This window comes from Nocardia suismassiliense (assembly GCF_900269665.1).
Lineage (GTDB): Bacteria > Actinomycetota > Actinomycetes > Mycobacteriales > Mycobacteriaceae > Nocardia > Nocardia suismassiliense.
The window spans coordinates 6,534,526-6,559,364 of record NZ_LT985361.1 but is presented as its reverse complement, the minus strand read 5'-3'; the positions used below and the strand labels follow the sequence as shown (position 1 = coordinate 6,559,364).

Sequence of the window (24,839 nt, the reverse complement as noted above, 5' to 3'; positions counted from 1 at the left end):
CTCAGCGGGTGTCGCCGAGCACAGCTCCCTCGCGGCGGGGGTCGGCGCCGCCGATCCAGCCGTCGCCGTCGCGTTGCAGTGCGCTGAGGCCGCTGGATTGCGGGGCCACGGTGACCTGGTGGCCTAGTTCGCGGAGGCGGACTACCAGGGCATCGTTGTTGCCGTTGTCGGCGGTGTTGATGCTCGGGTGTTCGCCGCCGACGCCGGTTGACGGGGTGTTGCCTGCGCCGAACGACAGGGCGGAGACGGCCTGTTGCGGGTCGAGGCCCCAATCCAGCATGCCGATCAGGGTTTTCACGACGAACTGGATGATCACCGAACCGCCGGGGGAGCCGGCGATGTGGGTGAGGGCGCCGCGGGCACCGTCGGGGGCCTTGTCGAAGACGAGGGTGGGGGCCATCGAGCTGCGCGGGCGCTTGTTGGGCTGGATCCGGTTGGCGACCGGTGCGCCGTCGGTGCCGAGCGGGTCTGCGGAGAAGTCGGTGAGCTGGTTGTTCAGCACGAAACCGTTGACCAGGTGGAACGAGCCGAATGCGGATTCCACCGTGGTGGTCATGGCCGCCGCGTTGCCGTACTTGTCGACCACCGAGATGTGGCTGGTGCCGTGCTCGGGCGGCTGCGCGCCGACACCGAGCGGGACCGGACCGAAGTCGCCGGGCTGTGCGGTGCCCATGCTGCGGCCGCGGTCGATCAGTGCGGAGCGCTGCTTCAGGTAGTTCTTGTCCACCAGGGTCTGCGGCGAATTGCCCGGCAGCGGAATGAAGTCCGAGTCGGCCACGTACTTGTTGCGGTCTGCGTAGGCGAGGCGTTCGGCCTCGGCGATGAGATGGACCGCGTCGGCCTTCGGCTTGCCGCCGTTGCGGGCGTCGGAACCGGCACCGAGATTGTCCGGCGGCAGCGCGGCGAGGTCGAAGTTCTCCAGGATGCCGAGGGTGGCGGCGACGGTGTTGCCGCCGGACGACGGGTTCGGCATGCCGCAGATCTCGTGCGCGCGATAGGTGGTGCACAGCGCGGTGCGTTTCTTCGCCTGGTAGTTCGCCAGATCGGCGGTGGTCATCAGGCTTGGGGTGCGGCCGCCGGACGCGGAGGTGGCCGCGTCCACGATATCGGCCGCGATGGCGCCGGTGTAGAAGGCTTGTGCGCCTTCGGTCGCGACGGCACCCAACGTCTTCGCCATCGCCGGGTTGGTCAACATGGTGTCCGCGGGCTTGGGTGTGCCGTCGGGATTCAGGAAGTACGCCTTCGCGGCCTCATCGAGCGCCAGATCCTTGGCGGACTCCGCGATCTGCCCGGCGAAGCGGGGGCTGATCGGGAACCCGCGGTCGGCGAGGTCGATGGCCGGGTCGAACAGTTCCCGCCAGCCGGTCTTGCCGTGGTCGCGGTGCGCCATCTCCAGCATGCGCAAAACCCCTGGCACGCCGATGGATCGGCCGCTGGCGCGCGCGTTCGGTTTCGGCTCGGACCGATCGGTGTCGCTGACCCAGCGCAGGTAGTTCTCGGTGGCCGCCGCAGGCGCGACCTCTCGCCCGTCATAGGCGTCGACAGTCTTGGTGGTGGCGTCGTAGTACATCAGGAACGCGCCGCCGCCGATGCCGGAGGCCTGGGGTTCGACCAGGCCGAGCACCGTCTGGGCGGCGATGAGCGCGTCCGCGGCGGTGCCGCCCTCGCGCAGCACGCCGCACGCGGCCTTCGTGGCCACCGGGTTCGCGGTCGCGACCGCGTACGTCTTGGTGCGCACCGCCGTCATGCCGGACCGGTAGCCGGTGGAGATCTCCGGGTTGGTGCTGATGTCCTGGGTCTTGCCGCCCGTGGCGCCTGCCGAGGTGGCGGCCACCGGTGTTCCGTTCGGCACCGTGTCGCAGACGGCTCCGGCTTTGTTTTCGTCGGACGAACAAGCCGTGACCGTTCCGAGGGCGAGCAGCACCACAGCCGCCACACCCGTCCACGTTCCTCGCGCGCGCCTCATGGGGGGACTCTAACGCTCGGCGCCGACACCGGGGGAGAGTTTGTCCGACCAACGCCCGGAGAGTCCGGCGATACCAGTGCCGGACGGAAGTCGGCGCATCGAAGGGATTCTTCCCGGCACAACGAGGCACGCGTGACGACGACGAACTCGATTGCGCGCCACCACATATCCGCCCGTCACCCTCGTGACCTGCGACGACTCCGATCACTGCGGACCGGTCGGTAGGCTGATCCGGTGACCATCGAAGCGGTGCTCTTCGACTATTCCGGAACCTTGTTTCGACTCGAGGAGGACGAATCCTGGGGTGCGGACCTGGTCGCGGCCGACGGCCGCCCCTTCGATGTGCACGAGAAGGCCGAGATCCTGCGCAGGATGACCGCACCGGTCGGCCAGCTGGTGCACTTCGACGCGGACGGCCAGCACGCCTGGGACAACCGTGACCTGGACCCGAAGCTGCACCGGCGGGCCTACCTGGAGGTCCTGCGCAAGTCCGGGGTACCGACCGACGACCAAGCCGCCGTCCTCTACGGCCGCCTGATCGATCCGCTGTCCTGGACGCCCTACCCCGACGTCGACGAAGCGCTGACGTCACTTGCGGCCCAGGGCATTCAGGTCGGCGTGGTCAGCAATATCGCGTTCGACATCCGCCCCGCCTTTACCACCCGGAACTGGGACCGATACATCGACGCGTTCGCCCTCTCCTTCGAGATCGGCGCGGTGAAACCGGATCCCCGAATTTTCGCCGCCACCCTCGACAAACTCGGTGTCGATCCGGCCGCAGCCCTGATGGTCGGTGACAGCGCCGAGGCAGACGGCGGCGCAACCGCGCTCGGCTGCCGATTCGCCCTGGTAGACCCGCTGCCCACCACCGAACGCCCGTCCGGTCTGCTCGACGCGTTGGACCAGCACGGACTGTCCTGATCAACCGGCGCGCCCGTGATCAAGACGGCATCATTTCCGGATAACCCCCGCCGCGCCCGAGTTGTCCGGCTCTCTCCGGTGCTCTAGCGTCCTGCTGGCGCACCCGTTGATTCGGGTCGAGAGTGTTGATCGGGAGTGGGGAGCGCCGTGGGCGCGGACTTTTCGGACGAGGACTTAGCGGTCGCCGAGAGATTATGGGCGCTGACCGAGCTGCCCGAGGCGGCAAGGGAAGCCCGGGAAGCCGCTTGGGGGCTGGCGGCATTCGGACTGGCCTATCCGGTGGTCATGGGTCTGACGCGCAGCGCAGAGGCCGCGGGCGGTGCGGCCATCCAGTTCCTGTTCAGCTGGTTGCTCGGCCTCGTCGCCTGGGGATTCACCCGCGGCGCGAGCGGCGTGCGGGTGCTGGCGGTCATCTTGGCGCTCGCGCAGGCCGTGGTCGGCTGGCGCACGCAACCCAACGACATCCCGTTCGAGCAGTGGATCGTGGCGGTGCTCTTCTCGCTCGGTACGTCGGGCGCCGTCGTCTACCAGCTGTGCCGCGCCGAAGCCAAGGAGTGGTTCAGCGCCGGCGAATGACGCGTGCGGTCGCGAACCCGGGCACTGAACCCCCTGTCCGGCAGCGTGTTTCGGCAGAGCGCAGCAGCTCGATCCGAGTCGCGACGCCGCACCGGAACCGAACCCGGATCGCCTTGCCGAGCTTGTCGGACGTGCTCGATAGGCTTGATGGGTGGCAGATCCAGCGACGTACCGGCCCAAGCCGGGCACGATTCCCGTCGAACCAGGGGTGTACAAGTTCCGGGACGCATATCGGCAGGTCATCTACGTCGGCAAGGCAAAGAGTCTGCGCAGCAGACTGAACTCCTACTTCGCCGACGTCGCGTCGCTGCATCCGCGCACGCGGCAGATGGTCACCACGGCCGCGAGCGTCGAATGGACCGTCGTCTCCACCGAGGTGGAGGCGCTGCAGCTCGAATACAACTGGATCAAGGAGTTCGACCCTCGGTTCAACGTGCGCTACCGGGACGACAAGTCGTATCCGGTGCTCGCGGTGACGTTGAACGAGGAGTTCCCCCGTCTGTTCGTCTATCGCGGCGCGCGCAAGAAGGGCGTGCGGTACTTCGGCCCCTACGCGCACGCCTGGGCGATCCGGGAAACCCTGGACCTGTTGTTGCGGGTATTCCCCGCGCGCACCTGCTCCAACGGAGTATTCAAGCGGCACAACCAGATCGGGCGCCCGTGCCTGCTCGGCTACATCGACAAGTGCTCGGCGCCGTGCATCGGCCGGGTCAGCGCCGCCGAACACCGCCAGATCGTGGAGGACTTCTGCGACTTCCTGGCCGGGCGCACCGACCGCATGGTGCGCCAGCTCGAACGCCGCATGCAGGACGCCGCCGAGGACCTCGACTTCGAGAACGCCGCCCGCCTGCGCGACGACGTGCAGGCGCTGCGCCGCGCGCTGGAGAAGCAGGCCGTGGTGCTCGGCACCGGCACCGATGCCGACGTGATCGCCTTCGCCACCGACGAGCTGGAGGCGGCGGTGCAGATCTTCCACGTCCGCGACGGCCGGGTCCGCGGTCAGCGCGGCTGGGTGGTCGACAAATCCGGCGATGCCATCGACTCGCCGGAAGCGGGCAGCGAACTGGCCGTGCTGGTCGAGCAGTTCCTCACCCAGTTCTACGGCGAGCAGGTCGCGGTGGCGGAGCTGGGCGAGGCCGAGCAGCCCGCGACCGTGGTGCCCAGGGAGGTGCTGGTCCCCGAACTCCCGGCCGACGCCGAGCAGTTGCAGGAGTGGCTGTGCAACCTGCGCGGCTCGGCCGTGCAGCTGCGGGTGCCGCAGCGCGGCGACAAGAAGGCCCTCGCCGAGACCGTACAGCGCAACGCGATGGAGGCCTTGCAGCAGCACAAGCTCAAGCGTGCGGGCGACCTGACATCGAGATCGGCTGCGCTGCAAGCCATCCAAGACGCGCTCGAGCTGGACAGCGCTCCGCTGCGGATCGAGTGCGTGGACATCAGCCATGTGCAGGGCACCGATGTGGTCGCCTCACTGGTGGTGTTCGAGGACGGCCTGGCCCGCAAATCCGAGTATCGGCACTACACCATCAAGGAGGCTGCGGGCGACGGCCGCTCGGACGACGTCGGCAGCATCAGGGAGGTGACCAGGCGGCGCTTCTACAAGCTGCAGAAGGAGCGCGAGCTGATGGTGAACGAGGACCTGGCGGAGGTCGAAGCCCTCGACGACACCGCCGAACTCGTGTCCCGCCCGGGCATCGACCCACAGACCGGCCGTCCGCGTAAGTTCGCCTACCCGCCCAACCTCTATGTCGTCGACGGCGGCGCACCCCAGGTCGCGGCCGCCGCCGAGGTGCTCGACGAACTCGGCATCACCGATGTCGCGGTGATCGGCCTGGCCAAACGCCTGGAAGAGGTGTGGGTGCCGGGGGAGAGCGACCCGGTGATCATGCCGCGCAACAGCGAGGCCTTGTTCCTGTTGCAGCGGATCCGCGACGAGGCGCACCGGTTCGCCATCACCTTCCACCGCAGCAAACGCTCCCGCCGGATGACCGCGTCCGCGCTGGACTCGGTGCCCGGGCTCGGGACGGCGCGCCGAACCGCGCTGGTTACCCATTTCGGTTCCGTCGCGAAACTCAAGCAGGCCACGGTGGAGGAGATCACCGAGGTCCCCGGCATCGGATTGGCCACCGCCAAGGCCGTGCTCGCGGCGCTACAGGAGGGCTGAGGACCATCGGAAACGGCGGCTTTGCTCCGATACACCTATATTCTCGGTACCGTTCCAACACATGTTTGTGCGCGAGCGTCAGCGAACAGCCAGGGAGACACCGCGTGCGGGCGCACGACGGAACCGAGCGCCAGCGCGGTGGAGTCGCTAACCTTCCACCTGCACCACGGAAGGTGATCGCGCATGTCTGCGCCCGATACCGGAACCGGTGCGGGATGATTCGAGGGGTACCCAGAGAGCGAGCGCAGCGAGTGAACCGACAACACAGCGTGCCACGGCGCACGGCGGAGCCGAGCGCCCGCGAGGTGCGGTCGTGTGACGAGATCCGGTAGGACATGACACGCGTCGAAGCGAACAACACTGCGGGTGATCCGCGACAGACCGAGGGGCGGGCCGGCCCCTCGAGCGCTGTCGCAGCGGCGAACCCGCAGGTCGAAGTCGTCATCGTGACCGGACTATCCGGCGCGGGCCGCGGCACCGCCGCCCGCGTACTCGAGGATCTCGGCTGGTACGTCACCGACAACCTGCCGCCGGAGCTGATCGGCCGGATGGTCGACCTCGGCGCCCCCGCCGCCCCGCCGATCCGCAGTCTGGCCCTGGTGATGGACGTGCGCAGCAGGTTCTTCACCGGTGATCTCTCGGTGGTCACCGAGCAGTTGCGCAAACTCGGCATCGAAACCAGGGTGCTGTTTCTCGAAGCCTCCGACGATGTGCTGATCCGGCGTTTCGGTTTCGCCCGGCGCCGCCACCCGCTGCAAAGCGAGAGCAAAGACGGCACGCTCTCCTCGGGCATCGCCGCCGAACGCATCCGGCTCTCGGCCGTGAAAACCGCGGCGGACCTGGTCATCGACACCACCGAACTGTCCATCCACCAGCTGCACCGCAAGTTGGAGGAGGCCTTCGGCGACGGTGCACCCAGTGCATTGCAGCTGACCGTGCAATCCTTCGGCTTCAAGCATGGGGTTCCACTGGACGCCGACATGGTGTTGGATGTGCGTTTTCTACCTAATCCACATTGGATACCGGAATTGCGGGAACACACTGGTCAGGAATCAGTGGTGAGCGAGTACGTGTTGTCGCGCCCCGGCGCGGCCGATTATCTGCGTACCTGCCACCACCTGGTCGAGCTGACGATGAACGGTTACCGCCAAGAGGGGAAGCGATACATGACGGTGGCAGTGGGCTGCACCGGAGGCAGGCACCGCAGCGTGGCGATAGCCGAGGCTCTTGGCGAACTGATGAGCGAGGGCACCGGCGGCAGCGAGGGCCCCGCCGACGTGGTGCGCGTCGTGCATCGCGATCTGGGGCGCGAATGAGTGCGCGCGAGCTGAGCGTTAGCGAGGCGAAGGCATGACGGGGTGGGAATCCGACCCGAATATCGTCGCGCTGGGTGGCGGGCACGGCCTGTACGCGACGTTGACCGCCGTCCGGCGGCTGACCAGAAAGATCTGCGCGGTCGTCACCGTCGCGGACGACGGCGGCTCGTCCGGTCGCCTACGCGCCGAGCTAGGCGTGCTACCGCCCGGTGACCTGCGGATGGCGCTGGCCGCACTGGCCGCGGATTCCGACGGCATCTGGACCAAGACCGTGCAGCACCGCTTCGGCGGCACCGGTGCACTGGCCGGCCACTCGGTCGGCAATCTCATCCTGGCCGGCCTGACCGAGGTGCTCGGCGACCCGGTCGCCGCGCTCGACGAACTCGCGAAGATGTTGCGCATCACCGGACGGGTGCTGCCGATGTCGCCCATCGCGCTCGATATCGAAGCGGATGTGGCTGGGCTGGAAGCGGATCCGCGCGTCAGCCGCTGCATCCGCGGCCAGGTCGCCATCGCGACCACCCCAGGAAAAGTCCGGCGGGTGCGGTTGATTCCGTCCGATCCACCCGCCAGCCAGGAGGCCACCTCGGCCATCGAGCACGCCGACGTCGTCGTGCTCGGACCGGGTTCCTGGTTTACCAGCGTCATCCCCCATGTGCTCGTCCCCGAACTACGAGAGGCGCTGGTGTACACCCGAGCGAGAAAAGTTCTCGTGCTGAACCTGGCCGCCGAGCCCGGCGAAACGGCGGGTTTCTCCGCCGAACGGCACCTGCATGTATTGTCCCAGCACGCACCGGAATTCGTGGTCGACGAAGTTTTGGTCGATTCGGGGTCGGTGCCCGAGGGTCGCGAAAGAGAACATGTGGCGAGAGCTGCCGAACAGTTGCGGGCACGGGTAACCTTCTCCGATGTCGCCGAAGCGGGAACGGACCGGCATCACCCCGGAAAGCTTGCCGCCGCACTGGATCAACTGATCCGGCAACCTCGGCCACAAATGGCAGGGCTTCGAGTCGAGGGACGGCACATGGGTCAGGATGTGCGTTCCGGGTTGGGTGGAAAGGAGCGCGTCTCGTGGCGATGACAGCCGATGTGAAAGACGAGCTGAGCAGGCTCACGGTGTCGCAAGTCAGTTCCCGCAAGGCGGAACTGTCCGCGCTGCTGCGCTTTGCGGGCGGCCTGCACATCGTCGGCGGGCGGGTGATCGTCGAGGCCGAGGTGGACATGGGTTCCATCGCACGCAGGCTGCGCCGGGAGATCTTCGAGCTATACGGCTACGGCTCCGATGTGCACGTGCTCGGTGCGGGCGGTCTGCGCAAGACCTCCCGCTATGTGGTGCGCGTGTCCAAGGAGGGCGAGGCGCTGGCCCGGCAGACCGGGCTGCTCGATGTGCGCGGTCGTCCGGTGCGCGGCCTGCCCGCCCAGGTGGTCGGCGGCAGCATCGCCGATGCCGAAGCAGCTTGGCGCGGAGCGTTTCTCGCGCACGGCTCGCTCACCGAACCCGGTCGCTCCTCCGCGCTGGAGGTCAGCTGCCCGGGTCCGGAGGCGGCGCTCGCGCTCGTCGGCGCGGCCCGCAGGCTCGGCATCACCGCCAAGGCGCGGGAGGTGCGCGGTACCGACCGGGTCGTGGTGCGTGACGGTGAGGCCATCGGCGCGCTGCTCACCAGGATGGGTGCGCACGGCACCCGCATCGTCTGGGAGGAGCGCAGGCTGCGCCGCGAGGTGCGAGCCACCGCCAACCGGTTGGCCAACTTCGACGACGCCAACCTGCGCCGTTCGGCCAGGGCCGCGGTCGCCGCGGCCGCCAGGGTGGAGCGTGCGCTGGAGATCCTCAGCGACGACGTGCCCGACCATCTCGCCGCGGCGGGCAAACTGCGCGTGCAGCATCGGCAGGCCTCGCTGGAGGAACTCGGCCAGCTCGCCGACCCGCCGATGACGAAAGACGCTGTAGCGGGCCGCATTCGGCGCTTGCTGTCGATGGCGGACCGGCGGGCCAAGGAGCTCGGCATCCCCGACACGGAGTCCGCTGTCACGGCCGAATTGCTCGACGAAGCCTGAGTCGGGAGTTTGTCATCCGGTCGGTCGGCCTTCGTGCCGACCGGCCGGATGATCCCGTTAGCGGGCCGGTGTCGACGCGTTGGCGTAGCGGTGCGCGCTGAAGTCCGGTCGGTGGATGGTTGAGCCGGAGTGGCGGCCGAGCCGGTCGAACAACGCACACGTGTGCCGGAACGGGAACCGGGTAACCCCGGAGACGTCAGAATGACCGGTGTGTCGCAATGCCAGGACTCTTGACGATGTTCCTGCGCTGGTCGGCGCGCCGGACTGTGAGGAAACAGACCAGTCGGTGATTGATTTCCCTGGTTACCGTAGTGAAGTGGTGACTCGGGAACGTTCGCACCCTGGTGGCCTGATGACCGCGTCGAGATCGCCAGTTCACAACGGACAGGTGCATGTCGGTGGGGTTACAGGCGGGCACTACTGTTACTAGACATCGGAATGATCCGCTTGAAAGCTGAGGAGCGATAACGTGACTGTCCGGGTAGGCATCAACGGCTTCGGTCGTATCGGACGTAACTTCTTCCGGGCGGTGGAGGCGCAGAAGGCGCTGGGCACCACCGACATCGAGATCGTCGCGGTCAACGACCTCACCGACAACGCGACTCTCGCGACCCTGCTCAAGTACGACTCGATCCTCGGCCGCCTGCCGCAGGATGTCTCGCTCGACGGCGACGACACCATCGTGGTCGGTGACCAGCGGATCAAGGCGCTGGCCATCAAGGAGGGCCCGGCGGCGCTGCCGTGGGGCGACCTGGGCGTCGACGTGGTGGTCGAGTCCACCGGCATCTTCACCGATGCCACCAAGGCGAAGGGTCACCTCGCCGCGGGCGCCAAGAAGGTCATCATCTCCGCGCCCGCCAAGGGCGAGGACCTGACGGTCGTGATGGGCGTCAACGACGACAAGTACGACGGCAGCCAGAACATCATCTCCAACGCCTCGTGCACCACCAACTGCCTCGGCCCGCTGGCGAAGGTGCTGAACGACAGCTTCGGCATCGAGCGTGGTCTGATGACCACCATCCACGCCTACACGCAGGACCAGAACCTGCAGGACGGCCCGCACAGCGACCTGCGTCGCGCCCGCGCGGCCGCGCTGAACATCGTGCCGACCGGCACCGGTGCGGCCAAGGCCATCGGCCTGGTGCTCCCGGAACTGCAGGGCAAGCTGGACGGTTACGCGCTGCGCGTGCCGGTTCCGACGGGCTCGGTCACCGACCTCACCGTCACCCTGCGCAAGTCGGCCTCGATCGACGACATCAACGCCGCGTACAAGGCTGCTGCCGAGGGACCGCTGAAGGGCATCCTGAAGTACAACGTCGACCCGATCGTGTCGAGCGACATCGTCACCGACCCGCACTCGTGCATCTACGACGCGCCGCTGATCAAGGTCATCGACGATCAGGTCAAGGTCGTCGGCTGGTACGACAACGAGTGGGGCTACTCCAACCGTGTCGCCGACCTCATCGGCCTCGTCGGCAAGTCGCTCTGAGGCCATGACAGTCAAAACTCTCGAGGATCTGCTGAACGAGGGTGTCGAAGGTCGGGGCGTCCTGGTGCGCTCCGACCTGAACGTCCCCCTCGACGACAACGGTCAGATCACCGATCCCGGTCGCATCATCGCCTCGGTGCCGACGCTGAAGGCGCTGGTCGAGGCCGGCGCGAAGGTGGTCGTCACCGCGCACCTCGGCCGCCCGAAGGGCGAGCCGGACCCGAAGCTCTCGCTGGCGCCGGTCGCCGCGAAGCTCGCCCAAGAGCTGGGCCGCAATGTCCAGCTCGCCGGTGACGTGGTCGGCGGGGACGCGCTCGCGCGCTCCGAGGGGCTGACCGACGGCGATGTGCTCCTGCTGGAGAACATCCGTTTCGATCCGCGCGAGACCAGCAAGGACGACGCGCAGCGGGCCAAGCTCGCCGCCGCGCTGGTCGAGCTGGTCGGCGACGACGGCGCGTTCGTCTCCGACGGCTTCGGTGTGGTGCACCGCAAGCAGGCGTCGGTGTACGACGTCGCGAAGCTGCTGCCGCATTACGCGGGCAAGCTGGTCGCCGCCGAGGTCGAGGTGCTGGCCAAGCTGACCCAGGACACCGAGCGGCCGTACGCGGTCGTGCTCGGCGGGTCCAAGGTCTCCGACAAGCTCGCGGTGATCGAGGCGCTCGCGCCGAAGGTCGACACGCTGGTCATCGGTGGCGGCATGTGCTTCACCTTCCTTGCCGCCCAGGGTCTTTCGGTCGGCAGCTCGCTGCTGCAGGAAGAGATGATCGAGACCTGCAAGGGCCTGCTCGATCGGTACGCGGACGTCATTCACCTGCCGCGCGACATCGTGGCGGCGAGCAAGTTCGCCGCCGACGCCGACTCGAAGGTCGTGCCCGCACACGAGATCCCGGACGGCTGGATGGGTCTGGACATCGGACCCGAATCGACCGACCGGTTCGCGGCGCTGCTGACCGAGGCGAAGACGGTGTTCTGGAACGGCCCGATGGGCGTGTTCGAGTTCGAGAACTTCGCGGCCGGTACCCGCGGCGTGGCCGAGGCTATCGTCACGGCCACCGGTAAGGGTGCGTTCACCGTCGTCGGCGGTGGCGATTCGGCCGCGGCCGTGCGTGCGCTCGGGCTGCCCGACGACGGTTTCTCGCATATCTCCACCGGCGGCGGTGCGTCGCTGGAATACCTGGAGGGCAAGGAACTTCCGGGCATCGCAGTGCTGGAAGATTGAGGAGTGCTGTGACGAAGTCCTATGCCAGGAAGCCGCTCATCGCGGGCAACTGGAAGCTGAACCTCAACCACCTCGAGGCGATCGCGCTGGTGCAGAAGATCGCTTTCGCGTTGCCGGAGAAGTACTTCGCCAAGGTGGACGTCGCGGTGCTGCCGCCGTTCACCGATCTGCGCAGTGTGCAGACGCTGGTGGAGGGCGACAAGCTGCTGCTCACCTATGGCGCGCAAGACGTGTCGATGCACGACTCGGGCGCCTACACCGGTGAGATCAGCGGCGCCATGCTGGCCAAGCTGGGCTGCACCTTCGTGGCGGTCGGCCACTCCGAGCGGCGGCAGTACCACCACGAGGACGACGCCACCGTGCTCGCCAAGGCCAAGCAGGCGCTCAAGCACGGGCTCACCCCGATCGTCTGCATCGGCGAGGGCCTGAACGTGCGCGAGGCGAAGACGCACGTCGAGTACAACCTCGAGCAGCTGCGTGGTTCGCTGAAAGGCCTGACGGCGGAGGAGATCTCGAAGGTCGTCATCGCCTACGAGCCGGTCTGGGCCATCGGCACCGGCAAGGTCGCCACCCCCGCCGACGCGCAGGAAGTCTGCGGCGCGATCCGCGCGGAACTGGCCGTGCTGGCCTCCCCGGAGGTCGCTGCGGGCGTGCGCGTGCTCTACGGCGGCTCGGTCAACGCCAAGAACGTCGGTGAGCTCGTCGGCCAGACCGACATCGACGGCGCGTTGGTCGGTGGTGCTTCGTTGAAGGGTGACGAGTTCGCCACCCTCTCCGCGATTGCCGCGGGCGGCCCACTGCCGTAACCGTTTTCACGGAGCAGAGCCGGGCATCGCGAGAGCGTTGCCCGGCTCTGCTGCGTTGTGAGCGGGACCCGATTTACTCCGCGTGCAGGGTGAGTCCGTTGCCGTTGGCATTGCGGAGGGTCAGCACATCGGCGTCGACGGTCGCGGTTGTCTTGCCGTCCAACACTTTCAGCACCGCCTGCTCGACCTCCATCACCTCGGGGGAGCACAGCATCTTCGTGGTGCCGACCTGGAAGGTGAGTTCGGTGTCGGGACCCGTTGCGCGACCGGTCATCCGGTTGCAGCCAGCACTACCGGAGACGCTGCCGTCCTCGGCGATGGTCAGCGTGGGCTTCACCTCATCGATTGTCTGGGAACGCATTTGGGCGTCGGGGGTGATGAGGGCGGTGACGATCCAAGTGGTGCCCTTGATCGGCTTGTCCGGCTTGGCGACCTTCTTGTCCAGCAGGTGCACCGTGAGGTTGTCGTTTTTCACGGTGAGCTTCGCGCCGTCGAGCTGCCAGGCAGGGTCGGAATTCAGTAGGCCGCTGAGCCATTCGTCGGCGCCCTCCCGATCACCGGGACAGGCCATCAGGGTGCTCGCCAGACCGGACACGTGCAGCTTGTGGTCATCGAGCGCGACTACGCCGGAGTGCGAGTTGCAGCCCGCGTCCGCGGCGATGCGGTCGTCCTTGAAGGTGAGCGTCAGCGGTCCGCCGCCGGGAATCGGCGCGCCCTCCACCTCGGTGGAGAGGAAGGTGCGGCCGACCAGGCCGGGCTCGGCCGGCTTCGAGTCGGAGTCGCCGCTCGAACAGGCAGTGGCCGCGAGCAGTGCCAGGGCAACGATCGGGCCGAACCGCACGAAATTAGCCGCCATGACGGCGATGGTACCGATGTCGTGCGGTTCGGCCGGGTTTTCGGCAGGTCAGACCGGCATGCCGAGAGCCGACGCGAGGGTCTGGCCGATGGCGTTGGCGAACGCGGCGAAGGCGCCGGGATCCAGGATCTGCAACGGCACATCCCGATTGCTGCAGCCCTGCGGCGCGGGCACGCCGTTGAGCCGATCGTTGAGCCACATCGCGGCCGAGCCTGCGCCGGAGACGGCGGCGATGCCGTGCTCGCTGATGATCTCCCTGGTGTAGGCGACCTGCGCGTTCGGATCCTTGCAGTAGGTGTCGTACAGCTTGTTGACCGCGTTGATCGGCATCGCCTCGTCGAGCGGCGCCTCGTAGATGTAGAGCGGGAACGGGGGAGTGCCGCGCCGACCGAGGGTCATCTCGTCCAGCAGTGGCTGCAATTCGGGTGCGGTCATCGGATCGCCGCCGGGGTAGTTGAACAGGCCCTTGATGTTCACGAAGGGGAAGGCCGCGAATTGCAAAGCGACGCACTGACCTTCGTGCACCACCCGCACCGCCTTGCCGAGCGGGTTCATGTACTGGTCGATGAATCGGTCCAGCACCGGGTATTCGCGTGCGACACCGAACAATCCACCGAGTACCGCGCCGCCGAAGGTCGACGTGCCGTTGTTGTAGTCGAGGCTCATGCGCAGATCGGCGAGCAGGCCGCCGACCGCGGAACCCACGATGTTGAGCTCCGGTGCGTAGGTGGGTTGCAGCTCGGCCGCGTGCGCGGTCGGGATGGCGCCGCCCGAATAGCCCCACAGCGCGGTCCGGGTGGCCGCTCCGGGCAGGCCCGCCTGGTCGAAGTTCTCGGCGGCCCGGATCGAATCCAAGGTGATGCGGGCGCCGAGCGGTCCGGCCGCGTAGGCCGCGTTCGGGCCCTGGTGGTCGGGCACCACGACCGCGTGGCCGAGTTGCAGCATGGCCTGGACCTCGATGAACTCCGCGGAGATCACCGGGTTCGTCGGGTTGGGCAGCGACCCCATCTGCAAGACGTAGGACGGTGCGCAGTTCACCGAGAGCGAGTCCTCGGCGAACTGGAAGGCGACCAGATTCCGGTCCGGGGTGGGGGACGGGCGGTGCGGCACGATGACGGTGGCGACCGCCGCGATCGGTTCGCCGCGGGTATTGGTGCTGCGCAAGGACAACTGCCAGGCCCGCACATTGAGCGGGATCAGGAAGAAATTCGCGAGGTTGACCTGCCTGGCCGCCAGGATCTCACCGGGCTGTGCCGCGGCGACCTTGCCTGGATCGGGGTTGTAGAAACCCGGATCGAGGTACGGCGGAGCGGGTGGCAGCGGGAAGGGGAGCGGCGGGGCGACCGCCACCGGCTCGGCCTGCGCGACGCCGGCCATCGCGGGGCACACCGCGACGGTCAAGCCCGCGGTCAGTACCAGGCAAACGTGCGCGACCACCCTCTTGGTGCCCGTAGCGGTGCCCATCTTCATTTGGAACTCCTCGACATAACGCAGCGCTGCGCGCCGGGCTCTCGGGCAGAAAAGAGAGCGACTGTTTCCTAACTGGCGGGTCGACTGTAGAGTGCCGTTCGACGCTGTGTCAACGATCACGCTGACCCGATGACAGTGGCTGCCGGACCGGCCGGGCAGGATGGGTAAACATGACCGGGAGCGCCGAAATATCGCGTCCACGCCGGACGCAGCAGGAACGCCGCGCCGCCACCGTCGGCAAGCTGATCGAAGCGACCATCGCCGCGATCGGCGAGGTGGGCTATCAGCGCACCACCGTGCAGGAGATCTGCGGGCGCGCCGGGCTGTCCGTCGGGGCCATGTTCCGGCAGTTCGACAGCAGGCTCGATCTGATCGTGCGCACCGCCGAGGAGATCGTCACGCGGCAGACCGCCGCGTTCACCGGGGTGATGGAACAGCTTGGGGATCAAGCGGATTCGCTCGATACGGCGTTGCGTTTCCTGCAGGCGGCGCAGTCGGACAACATCACCCACGCGTTGCGCGAGATCTATCTCGCGGCCCGCTCGGACGCCGAGCTGCGGGCCAGGATCGCGCCGACGGTGGAGAACTACTACGACGAGATCGTGGCCGCGGTCGAGCGCACCGGGGTGCTGAGCAGGTATCCGCAGCGACTGCGTGAGCCGCTGTTCTTCCTTGCGCTGCATCTGTTTTCGGGTCAGGCGGTGGTGCGCGGGGTGTACCAGCGTCCGGAACTCGACGAAGCGGTGCTGCGGCTGATCGAGGACATGATGCAGAACTACGCCGAGGCGGTCGATGAGTAGGTCGACCGGATGAGGCTATGGACCTTACAGGCGCCCGAGGTGGTCGCCGCGGTGCGGGCGAACGGCTCGTATCGTGCGAGCTGGGAGCTCATTTCGCCGAACCTGCGACCGGGTTTCGGGATCATCGCTGCCGAAATGGCAAGGCGCGGCATCGATTGCGGGGACGCGCCGCCGGTGTGGTGCTGGCCCGGCCGTGGTCTGCGCAGGTCCGCCATTCGTCGCACGGCCAATTCGCTACTGGGAGATCATGAGTGGGCGCACGGTCGGTGGTTGCTGAAGCTCGACGTGCCGGATGAGCTGACACTCGCCACTTCGTACGCGGTGTGGAACGACTATCTCGGCTACACCATCGGATTCCTCGACGGTCCCGAACAGATGGACTGGACCGGTCAGCTGACCTCGGAGTGGGACGAACTCCAGGTGACCATCCCCGAGTTGCGTCGCGAGTGGATCGTTCGGGCCAAGCCCTATCCGCCGGACGCCGGCACCGCCGCCCGGATCGCCGCCGATCCGCTGCTGCGCGAGTTCGGCAAATAACCCGAGCGACACGGCATGCCGCCGGGCACTAGGATCGGCCGCGTGCACCGATGCTTTCCGATCACACCGCCGCCCGCCTCCTGAGCGAGGTGTAGCAGTCAGCGCGCCACCTGGATAGGTGAGTGCGTCTCTTCGGCATTCGTTGTGCACCTCGCTTCCGCGACCCCATCCCTCTCTGTCGCAGGAGCGCGAATCCTTCATGTCCATATCTCTGTCCACGACCGGCCGTTCCGGGCTGGTCTACCTTGTCGGCGCCGGAATGCTGTGGGGCACCGGCGGTTTGCTCGGCACGCTGCTCGGTCGTGCCACCGGATTGTCACCCGTCGCGGTGGCCACCTGCCGCCTTGCCGTCGGCGGGCTGCTGCTCGTCGCGCTACTCGCGCTGACCCGGCGTCCATTGCCGCGAAATCTGCTGGCCTGGCGCAGGATCGGCGCGGTTGCCGCTCTCGCCGCGACCTTCCAGGCGTGTTATTTCGGGGCGGTCGCGGCATCATCGGTCAGCGTCGCCACCTTGCTCACCATCGGTGCGTCGCCGGTGATGGTGGCACTGCTGGAGCAGGTCACCGGCCGCCGCGCCGTCGACCGCAGGCGCGCGGCGACGATCGGGCTCGCGCTGGCCGGACTCGCATTGCTGGTCGGTGTGCCGTCCGATGACTTGCACGCCACCGGGCTGCTTGCCGGTGCCGCCCTCGCCGTCGCGGCGGCCGGCGCGTTCGCTGCGGTCACCGTGATCAGCGCCCGGCCGATACCGGGGCTCGATGCGATGACCACCACCGGTCTCGGATTCACCGGCGGTGCAGTACTACTCATGCCCCTGGCGCTGACCACCGGTATCACCTTCGAGCCGAACGCGGGCAGCCTCGCGTTGCTCGCAGCACTCGGACTCGTGCCGACCGCGGTCGCCTACACGCTGTACTTCCGTGGCTTGCCCGACGCGGGCCCCGGCACCGCCGCGGTCCTCGCCCTGCTCGAACCGCTCACCGGTGCGGTCCTCGCGGCGATAGTCCTCGGTGAGCGATTGACCCCGCTGGGCATGATGGGTGGCGCGCTACTGACCGCCGCCCTCCTCCTCGCCGCCAACGAGTCGCGCCCCACCGACGTGGAGTAGCCGGATACGTGGAGGCGGCCGATTCCTGAGCGAGTGGGCAACTTGCCGGATATCGGCGGAGTTGCCCACGGGTTCACGGCCGCCAACACTGCTTTTGTGGCAGCCGTACTAGAGGGGCGGGAGCTCATGGCGGGGGCGCAATCCATGGCCGCCGCGCGAACCCCGCTGTCGGACGCGCAGGGTAATCCGCAGTGCGCCCCGCAGACCAGCCACGAGATCATCGGCGCTGTCATGGCTACTTCGGCGGCGCCCGGTCTCGCCTGAATACCTGGAGCGACGGGTGAGCCTAAGCTTCGGTAAGTGATCACTGCGGCCAACACCCCTGTCTCTACCTGGGCGCCCCTGCGGTCGAAGGTGTATCGCGCCCTCTGGATCGCGCAATTGGTGTCCAACCTGGGCACCTGGATGCAGACCGTCGGCGCGCAGTGGATTCTGGTGGACGAGCCGAACGCCGCGGTCCTGGTGTCGTTCGTGCAGACGGCGATCACGCTGCCGGTGATGCTGCTGGCTATTCCGTCCGGCGTGATCGCCGATCTGGTGGATCGGCGCAGGCTGTTGCTGGGTGCGCAGTCGACCATGGCGATCCTCGCGACGGTGCTGGCGATCTCGACGGCGACGGGGCACACCACGCCGGCCGTGCTGCTCACCTTGCTGTTCCTGCTCGGCTGCGGTCAGGCGCTCACCGGGCCCGCGTGGCAGGCGATCCAGCCGGAACTGGTTCCGCGCGAACAGATTCCGTCGGCGGCCGCGCTGGGCAGCATGAGCATCAATATCGGGCGGGCGGTAGGGCCGGCGATCGCGGGTGTGCTGGTCTCGCTGTCCGGGCCGACGCTGGTGTTCGCGCTCAACGCGGTGTCGTTCATCGGCATCGTGGTGGTGCTCGGGGTCTGGCGCAGGCCGGCCACGGATCGGCAGCTGCCGAGCGAACGCCCGCTGGCGGCGTTGCAGGCCGGGACGCGGTTCATCAAGGCGGCGCCCGCGATCCGGCGGGTGCTGCTGCGCTCCATCCTGTTCATCGCTCCGGCCAGCGCGCTGTGGGCGCTGCTGCCGGTGATCGCGCGCGACGAGCTCGGGCTGTCTTCGTCGGGTTACGGCTTGATGCTCGCCGCGCTCGGTGTCGGCGCGGTGCTCGGTGCCGTCGGCCTGTCGCGGCTGCGCCTGCTGCTCACGCCGACCCAGCGGTTGACCACGGCCGCCGTGCTGTTCGGCGTCGCGACGGCGGCCGCGGCGGTGCTGCACGTGGTGCCGGTCGTGCTGGTGTTGCTGGTGTTCGCGGGTTTCGCCTGGTTGCTCGCAATGTCCACGATGAACTCGACCATGCAGTTGCTGCTGCCCGCGTGGGTCCGGGCGCGCGGGCTGTCGGTTTATCTGCTGGTGTTCATGGGTGGGCAGGCGATCGGCTCGCTGGTCTGGGGTGTGGTCGCCGGTGCCGCCGGACCGGTCAAAGCCCTGCTGATCGCCGCGGCACTGCTCGCGCTGTGCGCGGTGAGCACGGTCTGGCTGCCGATCAGTCACAACGCCGAGACCCTCGATCAGACTCCGTCGGCGTTCTGGCCGGAACCGCAGCTCGTTGTCGAACCCGACGCCGCCGACGGACCGGTCATGGTGTTGCGCGCCTACGATGTCCCGCCGGAGAACGTCGAGGAGTTCATGACCGCCATGGCGTTCGTCGGCCGTTCCCGGCAACGCACCGGTGCGATGGAGTGGCGGCTGTACCGCGACGTCGGTGTGCTGGACCGCTATGTCGAGGCGTTCGTCGTGCGCTCCTGGGCCGAGCACATGCACCAGCACCAGGTCAGACTCACCGCTCAGGACCAGATCCGCGAGCAGGAGGCGTCGAAATTCACCATCGGCGAGGACGAGGTGACCCACCTGGTCGCGATCCTGCCACCCTAGGCCCTGTGTCGAAGTCCCATCCGGCGCCTCGATGCATCCGGCCGGACTTCGACACAGGGCCTGGGATCGACGTTTCCGAGTGCCTGATTCGGTGGGATCCGATCGTCCGCATACACTGTCGGGCATGCGGATGTTCCTCGATATCCTCCTGATCATCACCAGCTTGCTGCTGGTGCTGCTGGTGCTGCTGCACCGCGCCAAGGGTGGAGGTCTGTCCAGCCTGTTCGGCGGTGGTGTGCAGTCCAGCCTCTCCGGCTCGACCGTTGTGGAGAAGAACCTCGACCGAATCACTATTTTCACCGGCCTGGTCTGGGTCAGCGCGATCCTCGGCATCGGCTTGGAGATCAAGTTCGCCTGATCAGGCGCGTCACCATACCGGCCGCGATCGTCGCAGCCGCCAGCACCAGGGCGGCGATGACGAACGCGGCCGGATAACTGTCGCCGATCACCGGCGCCACCACCAACGGACCGAGCATCTGCCCCGCACCATAAACGGCGGTGAGCGGCGCCGCAGCGCCACCATCGGACAGCTCACCGCCGATCCGCATCGCCAGCATCACTATGCCGAGGAACGTCGCGCCGAACAGCGCCGCCGAGAGCACGGCGGGCCACACGGCGGTCGAGACGGCGGGCAGCACCGCCGAAACGCATTGCGCCACTAGGGCGATCGGCATGGCTATGGCGGGCGCCCAGCGGCGCGCCGCGACACCCCACAGCACCGTGGCGGGCACCGCGGCCACGCCGACCACCACCCAGATCGCCGAGCCGACCACCGGGCCGCGCTGGTCACTGACCGCGGCGACCAGAAACGTGCCGATCACGATGTAGCCGACACCTTCCAGGAAATAGGCGACGAGCAGCGCCCGCCACGCACCCCGCGACCGGATGGTGGCCTTGCCCGCACGCCGGCCCGGCTGGATATCGAGCCGCAACGCGGGTGAGAGCAATACTCCGGTGAGCACGGCGGAGACCAGCCACATGCTCTGCCACCCCAGGAACGGCCGCACCACCAACACCAGCACCCCGGTGAGCGCGATCCCGAATCCGATTCCGCCGAAAGCGATTCCGGCCGCATCCCGGCTGCTGCCTGGTCTGGCGGCCACCCCGGCGCAGGCGACGAAGACGACGGCGCTGGTGACGCCGGCGATCAGGCGCAGCGCGGCGGGGAACAGCGTCGGCGCGGGCACGGCCATCAAGACCTCGCTGACGATCAGCAGGGCGGCGGAGATGCGGAAAGTGTTGCGACTGTTCAGTTCCGGCCATCGGGTCAGCAGGATGGCGCCGAGGAGATAACCCGCGTAGTTGGCGGTCGCGATCACCGCGCCGTCATGGGTGCTGATCTGGTGCGCGTCCACCATGATCGGCAGCAGGGGCGTGTAGACGAATCGGCCGACGCCCATCGCGGCTGCCAACCCGGCGGCGGCCGCGAAGGCGGGGGCGAGACCGCTGCGCGGTGGGTGGGTGCGAGTAACGGTCACTCCAGCGACCGTACGGTTCGTTCCGGCGTCTGTTAAATGCTTTCTATGCACCATGTATACGCTTGATGCATGGACGAACGTGCGCTGCCGGAGAGGACTGTTCCGCAGGGTGCGGGCGATCAGGGGCCGAGTGCATTCGGTCGGGGTGTGAGAGCGGCTGGCCAGGGTGCGGGCGTGGCGGACGCGAGTGCGGGTGCGGCCAGCAGCAGCGCAGGTGGGTCTGATCCGGGAGCGGACGATGGCGGTGCGGACGGTGGGGGTGCCAGCGGTGTGGATGCGAATGCCGGTGGGGGTGCGGGCCAGGGCGGGGANGGAGGGGGCGATCGGGATGCGGGTGCGGCTGATCGGGGTGCCGGTGGGGCCGATGCGGGTGCCGGTGGGGCCGGTCGGAGTGTCGGCGGTGCGGACCGCGGTCTAGGCGGACATACCCAGATCGAGCTGCGGCATCTGCGCGCGTACGTCGCGCTGTGCGAAGAGTCGAACTACACCCGTGCTGCGGCCCGTCTGCACCTCAGTCAGCCCGCGCTGACCAGGACGATTCAACAGCTGGAGCGGCACATCGAGTGCAGGCTCATCGAACGCACCTCCCGTCGCTTCGCGCTGACCGACGAAGGCACCGAACTGCTGACGCACGCCAGGCGAATCCTCGCCGACGTCGACACGGTCGCCGCCCAACTGCGCGCACGGTCCGCCATCGAGGTGGGCTTCGCCTGGCTGCTGCCCACCAGCTGGCTCGCCGCCACCCGCCGCCGCTACGAGGCACTCGGCGGCCGCATCACGTTGCACCGCATCGACGATCCACTGGCCGCCCTCGAAGCCCGAGCCATCGATATCGCCATATACCGCAGGGAAACTCAGCTGCCGAGCCATCTCGAGTCCCGGGTGATCGCGACCGAGCAGCGCATGCTCGCCGTCGCTGCGAACTCGCCACTGGCCGACGCGACCGACCTGCGCTGGGCTGATCTCGCCGGCTATCCGCTAGTGGTGAACGTGGTCTCCGGGACCACCCACGCCGGTTCATGGGAGCACGGCGATCCGGACCGGCCGATCATCACCTGCCGGAACTTCGACGAATGGATCGAACTCGTCGCAGCGAACCGCGGCATCGGCGGCGTCCCCGCCCTGGCCCGCACCCGCGCACCCCATCCCGGCGTTGTCTACCTTGACATTCCGGACGCACCACCGTCGCACGTGTACCTCGCATGGCACGCCAAGCCCGCGCCTTCGCGTGCGGTGCAACGGTTCTTAGGTGTTGCTTGAGTCGTTGTCGGCAGCCCCGAGGTCAGTCCGCGCGTGGGATGCGCCCGTCGACGTCGGTGAAGCCGTAGGCATCAGCGAGATCGGCTACCCGCCAGGCTGATCCGGTACGGGAGCGGCGGGCGGGGTCGGTGGCGAGTGCGACGACCGCGCGGCCGGGGAACTGCGGGGTCTCCGCCGCGGCGAGGTCGTAGGTGCCTTCGCCCGGCAGGGTGACCAAGCGCTGGCCCTGTGCGTCGGCCGGAATTAGCTGCAGCAGTTCGGTATCCACGATGCCCGGCCACAGGGAGACGACGGTGACGTCGGTGTCGGCCAGGTTGTGCGCCATGTCCGCGGTGAGCCGGTCCAGTGCGGTCTTCGCGACGCCGTACACCGCGTTGTGCATGTACCGCTGCGCACCCGGCGAGGAGATGTTGACGATCAGCCCGCCGGATTCGATCAGCAGCGGCGCGGCGAAAGCGCTTGCCACGTAATGTGATCGGACCCCGATGTCGAAGGTCTCGTCCCACGCTTTCGGCGGCACCTCCCAGAACGGCTTGCCGAGCCAGCGCGCCGCGGCGGGGGAGTTGTACACGTTGTTCACCAGCACATCGAGGCGCTGGTGTGCGTCGCCGATCTGCTGGAACAGTTGGTGCACCGCGTCGTCGTCGTGGTGATCGCAGACGAACGGAACGCCGACGCCGCCCGCCGCATCGATGGCGGCAGCAGTCTCCTGCACGGTGCCGGGCAGCCGCCCGGGGGTGGCCGAGCGCCCGGTGACGTACACCGTCGCACCCGCCGCACCGAGTTCCAGTGCGATGCCCTTGCCGATGCCGCGACTCGCGCCGGTGACGACCGCGATCTTGCCGCTGAGTGCCTCAGGTATTCCGTTCACGACTTCAGGACACTACCGTGAAACGAGAACACGTTCTAGATTTTGGAGGCCGCAGTGCAGATCACGCATCGGTTCATCACGACCAACGGCGGCCGGATGCACGTCGCCGAGCAGGGCGCGGGGCATCCGGTGATCTTCTGCCACGGCTTTCCGCACACCTGGTTCATCTGGCACAACCAGTTGGCGTCGGTTGCCGCGGCCGGGTATCGCGCCATCGCGCCGGACCTGCGTGGTTACGGGCAGACCGACGTACCGGCGGACGTCGAGTCGTACACGAACGAAGCCGTCATCGGCGATCTGCTCGCCCTGCTCGACGACATCGGTGCCGAGCAGGCGGTGTTCGTCGGCTTGGATTTCGGCGCGGCTCTGGTGTGGGAGTTGGCACTACGCGCGCCCGAACGGGTGCGCGGCGTCATCGTCCTGAACAATCCCTTCGCGCCACGCCCACCCCGCGCACCGTCCCAACTATGGGCGAAGGCGGCCGCGCGACACTTCCTGCACCTGGACTACTTTCAGAAGCCGGGCGTCGCCGACGCCGAATTGGCCGCGCGGCCAAGGGAATTCCTGGCCAACGTCTACTACTCGCTCAGCGCCGACTACCACTACCTCGACACCTGGCAGTTCCCGGCCGAGGGCACCGGCTACCTCGATGTGCTGCCGACCGCGCCGCCGCTGCCGTGGCGCTGGCTCACCGAGGCCGAATTCGACACCCTCGCCCAGGATTTCGAACGCACCGGCTTCACCGGCGGCCTGAACTGGTATCGCGCCCTGGACCGCAACTGGGAACTCACCGCCGCCTACGCCGACGCGTCCGTCACCGTGCCCGCCTACTTCATGTACGGCGACCGCGACCCCGACATGGAGGGTTTCAGCGGCCGCGACCCACTGACCACGCTGCGCACCTACGTCCCGGATCTGCGCGCGGTGACGAAGATCGCCGACGCGGGTCATCTCGTGCAATTGGAGCGCGCGTCCGAAGTCGACACTTTGATCACCACCCACTTGCGGGAACTCGTCCCGAACCCGTCCGACGTGCCCGCGTAACCGCGGTCGATGTAGCCGGCGCTGACTGGACCTTGCCTACCGCGTCATAAGCGGCTGCTAGGCCTGACCGAGCCCGCGGCGAAACCAATCCGGCATAGCTTCCTCTGGCCGCGGAAACCATCTGTTCTCGGTCGCGAAGTGCTCAGCCGTCGGCGGAGTCGAGAAGGTCGGCATCAGATCTCGGTTGTATTGAATGGTGAAGTGGTCGGGCGGATCCAGAATGTACTCGAACTCGTGCCATGACCCGCTGCCTTGGATGTACATTCCTTTTCTCAGTTGCTGAAATTTCCGCCAGACCTCGGGCGGGAAAGACCAGGCTCGCACCGTTCCATCGGGCATCCGCACTCCGCTATCGGATTCCGCGTGCGTGCCGATCATCCTGGCGCGCACCACAAGCCGAGTCCAGCCGATCGGCAACGTTGGGAGCACTTCGCTCGTGATGTCGGTGAGCTTGTCATGCTGCTCGACCGGGTCGAGCGTCGGCCAATTCGGCATCTAGTCGGTCCTCCTGCGGGGAATGCGCCATTGCGAGTGAAAAGCAGCTTGCCAGAACCGGTTCGCGGCGACGACATCCGTAGAGTCATCCCATGGCATTGCAGCTCCATATCTACCCGGCCCCGCCGTTGCGACTGACCCCGGACTGCACGATCCACACCGGGATTGTGCAGCTCGCCATGTCCGGCAGATTCCTCCAATCGCTGCGCGGGCAACCGGATGAGTTCGGCGTGTTCCTCCCCGATGCCGCGCCGCTGCTCGACGGCGTAACCGAGCCCGATCTGTGGGCCGAAGCGTTTGTCGCGAGCAGTGTTTCGTCCCCGGCCAGCGGTTTTCCGTCCGGCGTCGCCCATGTGCGTGCCAGCTATCTGGTCGACCCACGCGAGGGCGGCAGTACTCGGCGGCTGCACCTCGGTGGCGCAGCCCATATCGCCAAGGGGATCAATCTCGGCTACCGCGTCACCGTGCAGACCGCGTAGCGTCAAACGCCTTCCGTCGGTGCGGCGTTCGTGTCG

General features: G+C 67.7%; 24 protein-coding genes. 18 read left to right on the top strand and 6 right to left on the bottom strand.

Annotated features, from left to right (window positions below):
* Position 1: 1 nt before the first annotated feature.
* The gene (locus tag DBO33_RS29065; RefSeq protein WP_107657920.1) at positions 2-1,966 is read right to left on the bottom strand and encodes a gamma-glutamyltransferase family protein; all 1,965 of its coding nucleotides are present in this window, start codon (positions 1,964-1,966) and stop codon (positions 2-4) included.
* Between the two features lie 234 nt (positions 1,967-2,200).
* Between DBO33_RS29065 and DBO33_RS29060 the strand changes: the two genes are divergently transcribed.
* The 9 genes from DBO33_RS29060 to tpiA all read left to right on the top strand — a co-directional run bounded on the left by DBO33_RS29060 (position 2,201) and on the right by tpiA (position 12,509).
* A complete protein-coding gene (locus tag DBO33_RS29060) occupies positions 2,201-2,887 on the top strand; it encodes an HAD family hydrolase (protein WP_107657919.1) in 687 nt (228 codons plus the stop codon).
* A gap of 147 nt (positions 2,888-3,034) precedes the next feature.
* Positions 3,035-3,463 (top strand): hypothetical protein, encoded by a 429-nt coding sequence (locus DBO33_RS29055; protein WP_107657918.1) that lies wholly within the window; start codon positions 3,035-3,037, stop codon positions 3,461-3,463.
* A 151-nt stretch (positions 3,464-3,614) separates the two neighbouring features.
* Positions 3,615-5,624 carry an excinuclease ABC subunit UvrC gene (gene uvrC / locus DBO33_RS29050; RefSeq protein ID WP_107657917.1) on the top strand — a complete coding sequence of 670 codons (2,010 nt, stop codon included), beginning with the start codon at positions 3,615-3,617 and terminating at the stop codon, positions 5,622-5,624.
* Positions 5,625-5,959: 335 nt separating this feature from the next.
* Complete coding sequence (gene rapZ, locus DBO33_RS29045) at positions 5,960-6,940, top strand: RNase adapter RapZ (RefSeq protein ID WP_107657916.1); 981 nt, start codon at positions 5,960-5,962, stop codon at positions 6,938-6,940.
* Between the two features lie 34 nt (positions 6,941-6,974).
* On the top strand, positions 6,975-8,021 hold the full coding sequence (locus tag DBO33_RS29040; protein ID WP_107657915.1) for a gluconeogenesis factor YvcK family protein: 1,047 nt from the start codon (positions 6,975-6,977) through the stop codon (positions 8,019-8,021).
* Positions 8,012-8,995: a DNA-binding protein WhiA gene (gene whiA, locus DBO33_RS29035; RefSeq protein WP_040736336.1), complete on the top strand. Its 984-nt coding sequence runs from the start codon at positions 8,012-8,014 to the stop codon at positions 8,993-8,995. The genes DBO33_RS29040 and whiA overlap by 10 nt, the downstream gene beginning before the upstream one ends.
* A 469-nt stretch (positions 8,996-9,464) precedes the next feature.
* A complete protein-coding gene (gene gap, locus DBO33_RS29030) occupies positions 9,465-10,484 on the top strand; it encodes a type I glyceraldehyde-3-phosphate dehydrogenase (RefSeq protein ID WP_107657914.1) in 1,020 nt (339 codons plus the stop codon).
* Positions 10,485-10,488: 4 nt separating this feature from the next.
* On the top strand, positions 10,489-11,703 hold the full coding sequence (locus DBO33_RS29025) for a phosphoglycerate kinase (protein WP_107657913.1): 1,215 nt from the start codon (positions 10,489-10,491) through the stop codon (positions 11,701-11,703).
* Between the two features lie 8 nt (positions 11,704-11,711).
* Positions 11,712-12,509: a triose-phosphate isomerase gene (tpiA, locus tag DBO33_RS29020; protein WP_107657912.1), complete on the top strand. Its 798-nt coding sequence runs from the start codon at positions 11,712-11,714 to the stop codon at positions 12,507-12,509.
* A gap of 73 nt (positions 12,510-12,582) precedes the next feature.
* Here tpiA and DBO33_RS29015 read toward each other — a convergent pair whose 3' ends face one another.
* Both DBO33_RS29015 and DBO33_RS29010 read right to left on the bottom strand, forming a co-directional pair.
* On the bottom strand, positions 12,583-13,365 hold the full coding sequence (locus DBO33_RS29015; RefSeq protein WP_107657911.1) for an META domain-containing protein: 783 nt from the start codon (positions 13,363-13,365) through the stop codon (positions 12,583-12,585).
* 48 nt (positions 13,366-13,413) lie between these two features.
* Positions 13,414-14,835 (bottom strand): lipase family protein, encoded by a 1,422-nt coding sequence (locus DBO33_RS29010; protein WP_107657910.1) that lies wholly within the window; start codon positions 14,833-14,835, stop codon positions 13,414-13,416.
* Between the two features lie 170 nt (positions 14,836-15,005).
* On the opposite strand from DBO33_RS29010, the gene DBO33_RS29005 reads away from it, so the two are divergent.
* The 6 genes from DBO33_RS29005 (at position 15,006) to secG (ending at position 19,534) form a co-directional block, all read left to right on the top strand.
* Entirely contained in the window at positions 15,006-15,635 is a 630-nt protein-coding gene (locus DBO33_RS29005; RefSeq protein WP_107657909.1) for a TetR/AcrR family transcriptional regulator, read from the top strand.
* A gap of 9 nt (positions 15,636-15,644) precedes the next feature.
* On the top strand, positions 15,645-16,172 hold the full coding sequence (locus DBO33_RS29000) for a hypothetical protein (protein WP_107657908.1): 528 nt from the start codon (positions 15,645-15,647) through the stop codon (positions 16,170-16,172).
* Positions 16,173-16,371: 199 nt separating this feature from the next.
* Complete coding sequence (locus DBO33_RS28995) at positions 16,372-17,280, top strand: DMT family transporter (protein ID WP_107657907.1); 909 nt, start codon at positions 16,372-16,374, stop codon at positions 17,278-17,280.
* Between the two features lie 96 nt (positions 17,281-17,376).
* Positions 17,377-17,544: a hypothetical protein gene (locus DBO33_RS28990; protein WP_159080587.1), complete on the top strand. Its 168-nt coding sequence runs from the start codon at positions 17,377-17,379 to the stop codon at positions 17,542-17,544.
* Positions 17,545-17,583: 39 nt separating this feature from the next.
* Entirely contained in the window at positions 17,584-19,176 is a 1,593-nt protein-coding gene (locus DBO33_RS28985; protein WP_234391414.1) for an MFS transporter, read from the top strand.
* Between the two features lie 124 nt (positions 19,177-19,300).
* A complete protein-coding gene (gene secG / locus DBO33_RS28980; RefSeq protein ID WP_107657905.1) occupies positions 19,301-19,534 on the top strand; it encodes a preprotein translocase subunit SecG in 234 nt (77 codons plus the stop codon).
* Here secG and DBO33_RS28975 read toward each other — a convergent pair.
* Entirely contained in the window at positions 19,521-20,654 is a 1,134-nt protein-coding gene (locus tag DBO33_RS28975) for a YbfB/YjiJ family MFS transporter (RefSeq protein WP_234391097.1), read from the bottom strand. The genes secG and DBO33_RS28975 overlap by 14 nt on opposite strands.
* Positions 20,655-20,723: 69 nt before the next feature.
* Here DBO33_RS28975 and DBO33_RS28970 point away from each other — a divergent pair, with 69 nt between their 5' ends.
* A complete protein-coding gene (locus DBO33_RS28970; RefSeq protein ID WP_456093883.1) occupies positions 20,724-21,914 on the top strand; it encodes a LysR family transcriptional regulator in 1,191 nt (396 codons plus the stop codon).
* A gap of 22 nt (positions 21,915-21,936) precedes the next feature.
* On the opposite strand, the gene DBO33_RS28965 is transcribed toward DBO33_RS28970, so the two are convergent.
* Complete coding sequence (locus tag DBO33_RS28965; RefSeq protein WP_107657903.1) at positions 21,937-22,785, bottom strand: SDR family NAD(P)-dependent oxidoreductase; 849 nt, start codon at positions 22,783-22,785, stop codon at positions 21,937-21,939.
* Between the two features lie 54 nt (positions 22,786-22,839).
* Between DBO33_RS28965 and DBO33_RS28960 the strand changes: the two genes are divergently transcribed.
* Positions 22,840-23,829, top strand: coding sequence for an alpha/beta hydrolase (locus DBO33_RS28960; RefSeq protein WP_234391095.1), 990 nt, complete (start codon positions 22,840-22,842; stop codon positions 23,827-23,829).
* A 57-nt stretch (positions 23,830-23,886) separates the two neighbouring features.
* Here the strand turns inward: DBO33_RS28960 and DBO33_RS28955 are convergent, their stop codons facing one another.
* Positions 23,887-24,324: a hypothetical protein gene (locus DBO33_RS28955; RefSeq protein WP_107657902.1), complete on the bottom strand. Its 438-nt coding sequence runs from the start codon at positions 24,322-24,324 to the stop codon at positions 23,887-23,889.
* A gap of 92 nt (positions 24,325-24,416) precedes the next feature.
* On the opposite strand from DBO33_RS28955, the gene DBO33_RS28950 reads away from it, so the two are divergent.
* Entirely contained in the window at positions 24,417-24,803 is a 387-nt protein-coding gene (locus tag DBO33_RS28950) for a hypothetical protein (RefSeq protein WP_107657901.1), read from the top strand.
* The last annotated feature ends 36 nt before the right edge of the window (positions 24,804-24,839 follow it).

Coding starts and splice junctions, on each gene's coding strand:
- DBO33_RS29040 (WP_107657915.1), top strand. CDS start 6,975: ATGACGGGGTGGGAATCCGACCCGAATATCGTCGCGCTGGGTGGCGGG.
- DBO33_RS29000 (WP_107657908.1), top strand. CDS start 15,645: ATGAGGCTATGGACCTTACAGGCGCCCGAGGTGGTCGCCGCGGTGCGG.
- secG (WP_107657905.1), top strand. CDS start 19,301: ATGCGGATGTTCCTCGATATCCTCCTGATCATCACCAGCTTGCTGCTG.
- DBO33_RS29005 (WP_107657909.1), top strand. CDS start 15,006: ATGACCGGGAGCGCCGAAATATCGCGTCCACGCCGGACGCAGCAGGAA.
- DBO33_RS28955 (WP_107657902.1), bottom strand. CDS start 24,324: ATGCCGAATTGGCCGACGCTCGACCCGGTCGAGCAGCATGACAAGCTC.
- DBO33_RS28995 (WP_107657907.1), top strand. CDS start 16,372: ATGTCCATATCTCTGTCCACGACCGGCCGTTCCGGGCTGGTCTACCTT.
- DBO33_RS28950 (WP_107657901.1), top strand. CDS start 24,417: ATGGCATTGCAGCTCCATATCTACCCGGCCCCGCCGTTGCGACTGACC.
- DBO33_RS29010 (WP_107657910.1), bottom strand. CDS start 14,835: ATGAAGATGGGCACCGCTACGGGCACCAAGAGGGTGGTCGCGCACGTT.
- rapZ (WP_107657916.1), top strand. CDS start 5,960: ATGACACGCGTCGAAGCGAACAACACTGCGGGTGATCCGCGACAGACC.
- DBO33_RS29025 (WP_107657913.1), top strand. CDS start 10,489: ATGACAGTCAAAACTCTCGAGGATCTGCTGAACGAGGGTGTCGAAGGT.
- DBO33_RS29065 (WP_107657920.1), bottom strand. CDS start 1,966: ATGAGGCGCGCGCGAGGAACGTGGACGGGTGTGGCGGCTGTGGTGCTG.
- DBO33_RS29015 (WP_107657911.1), bottom strand. CDS start 13,365: ATGGCGGCTAATTTCGTGCGGTTCGGCCCGATCGTTGCCCTGGCACTG.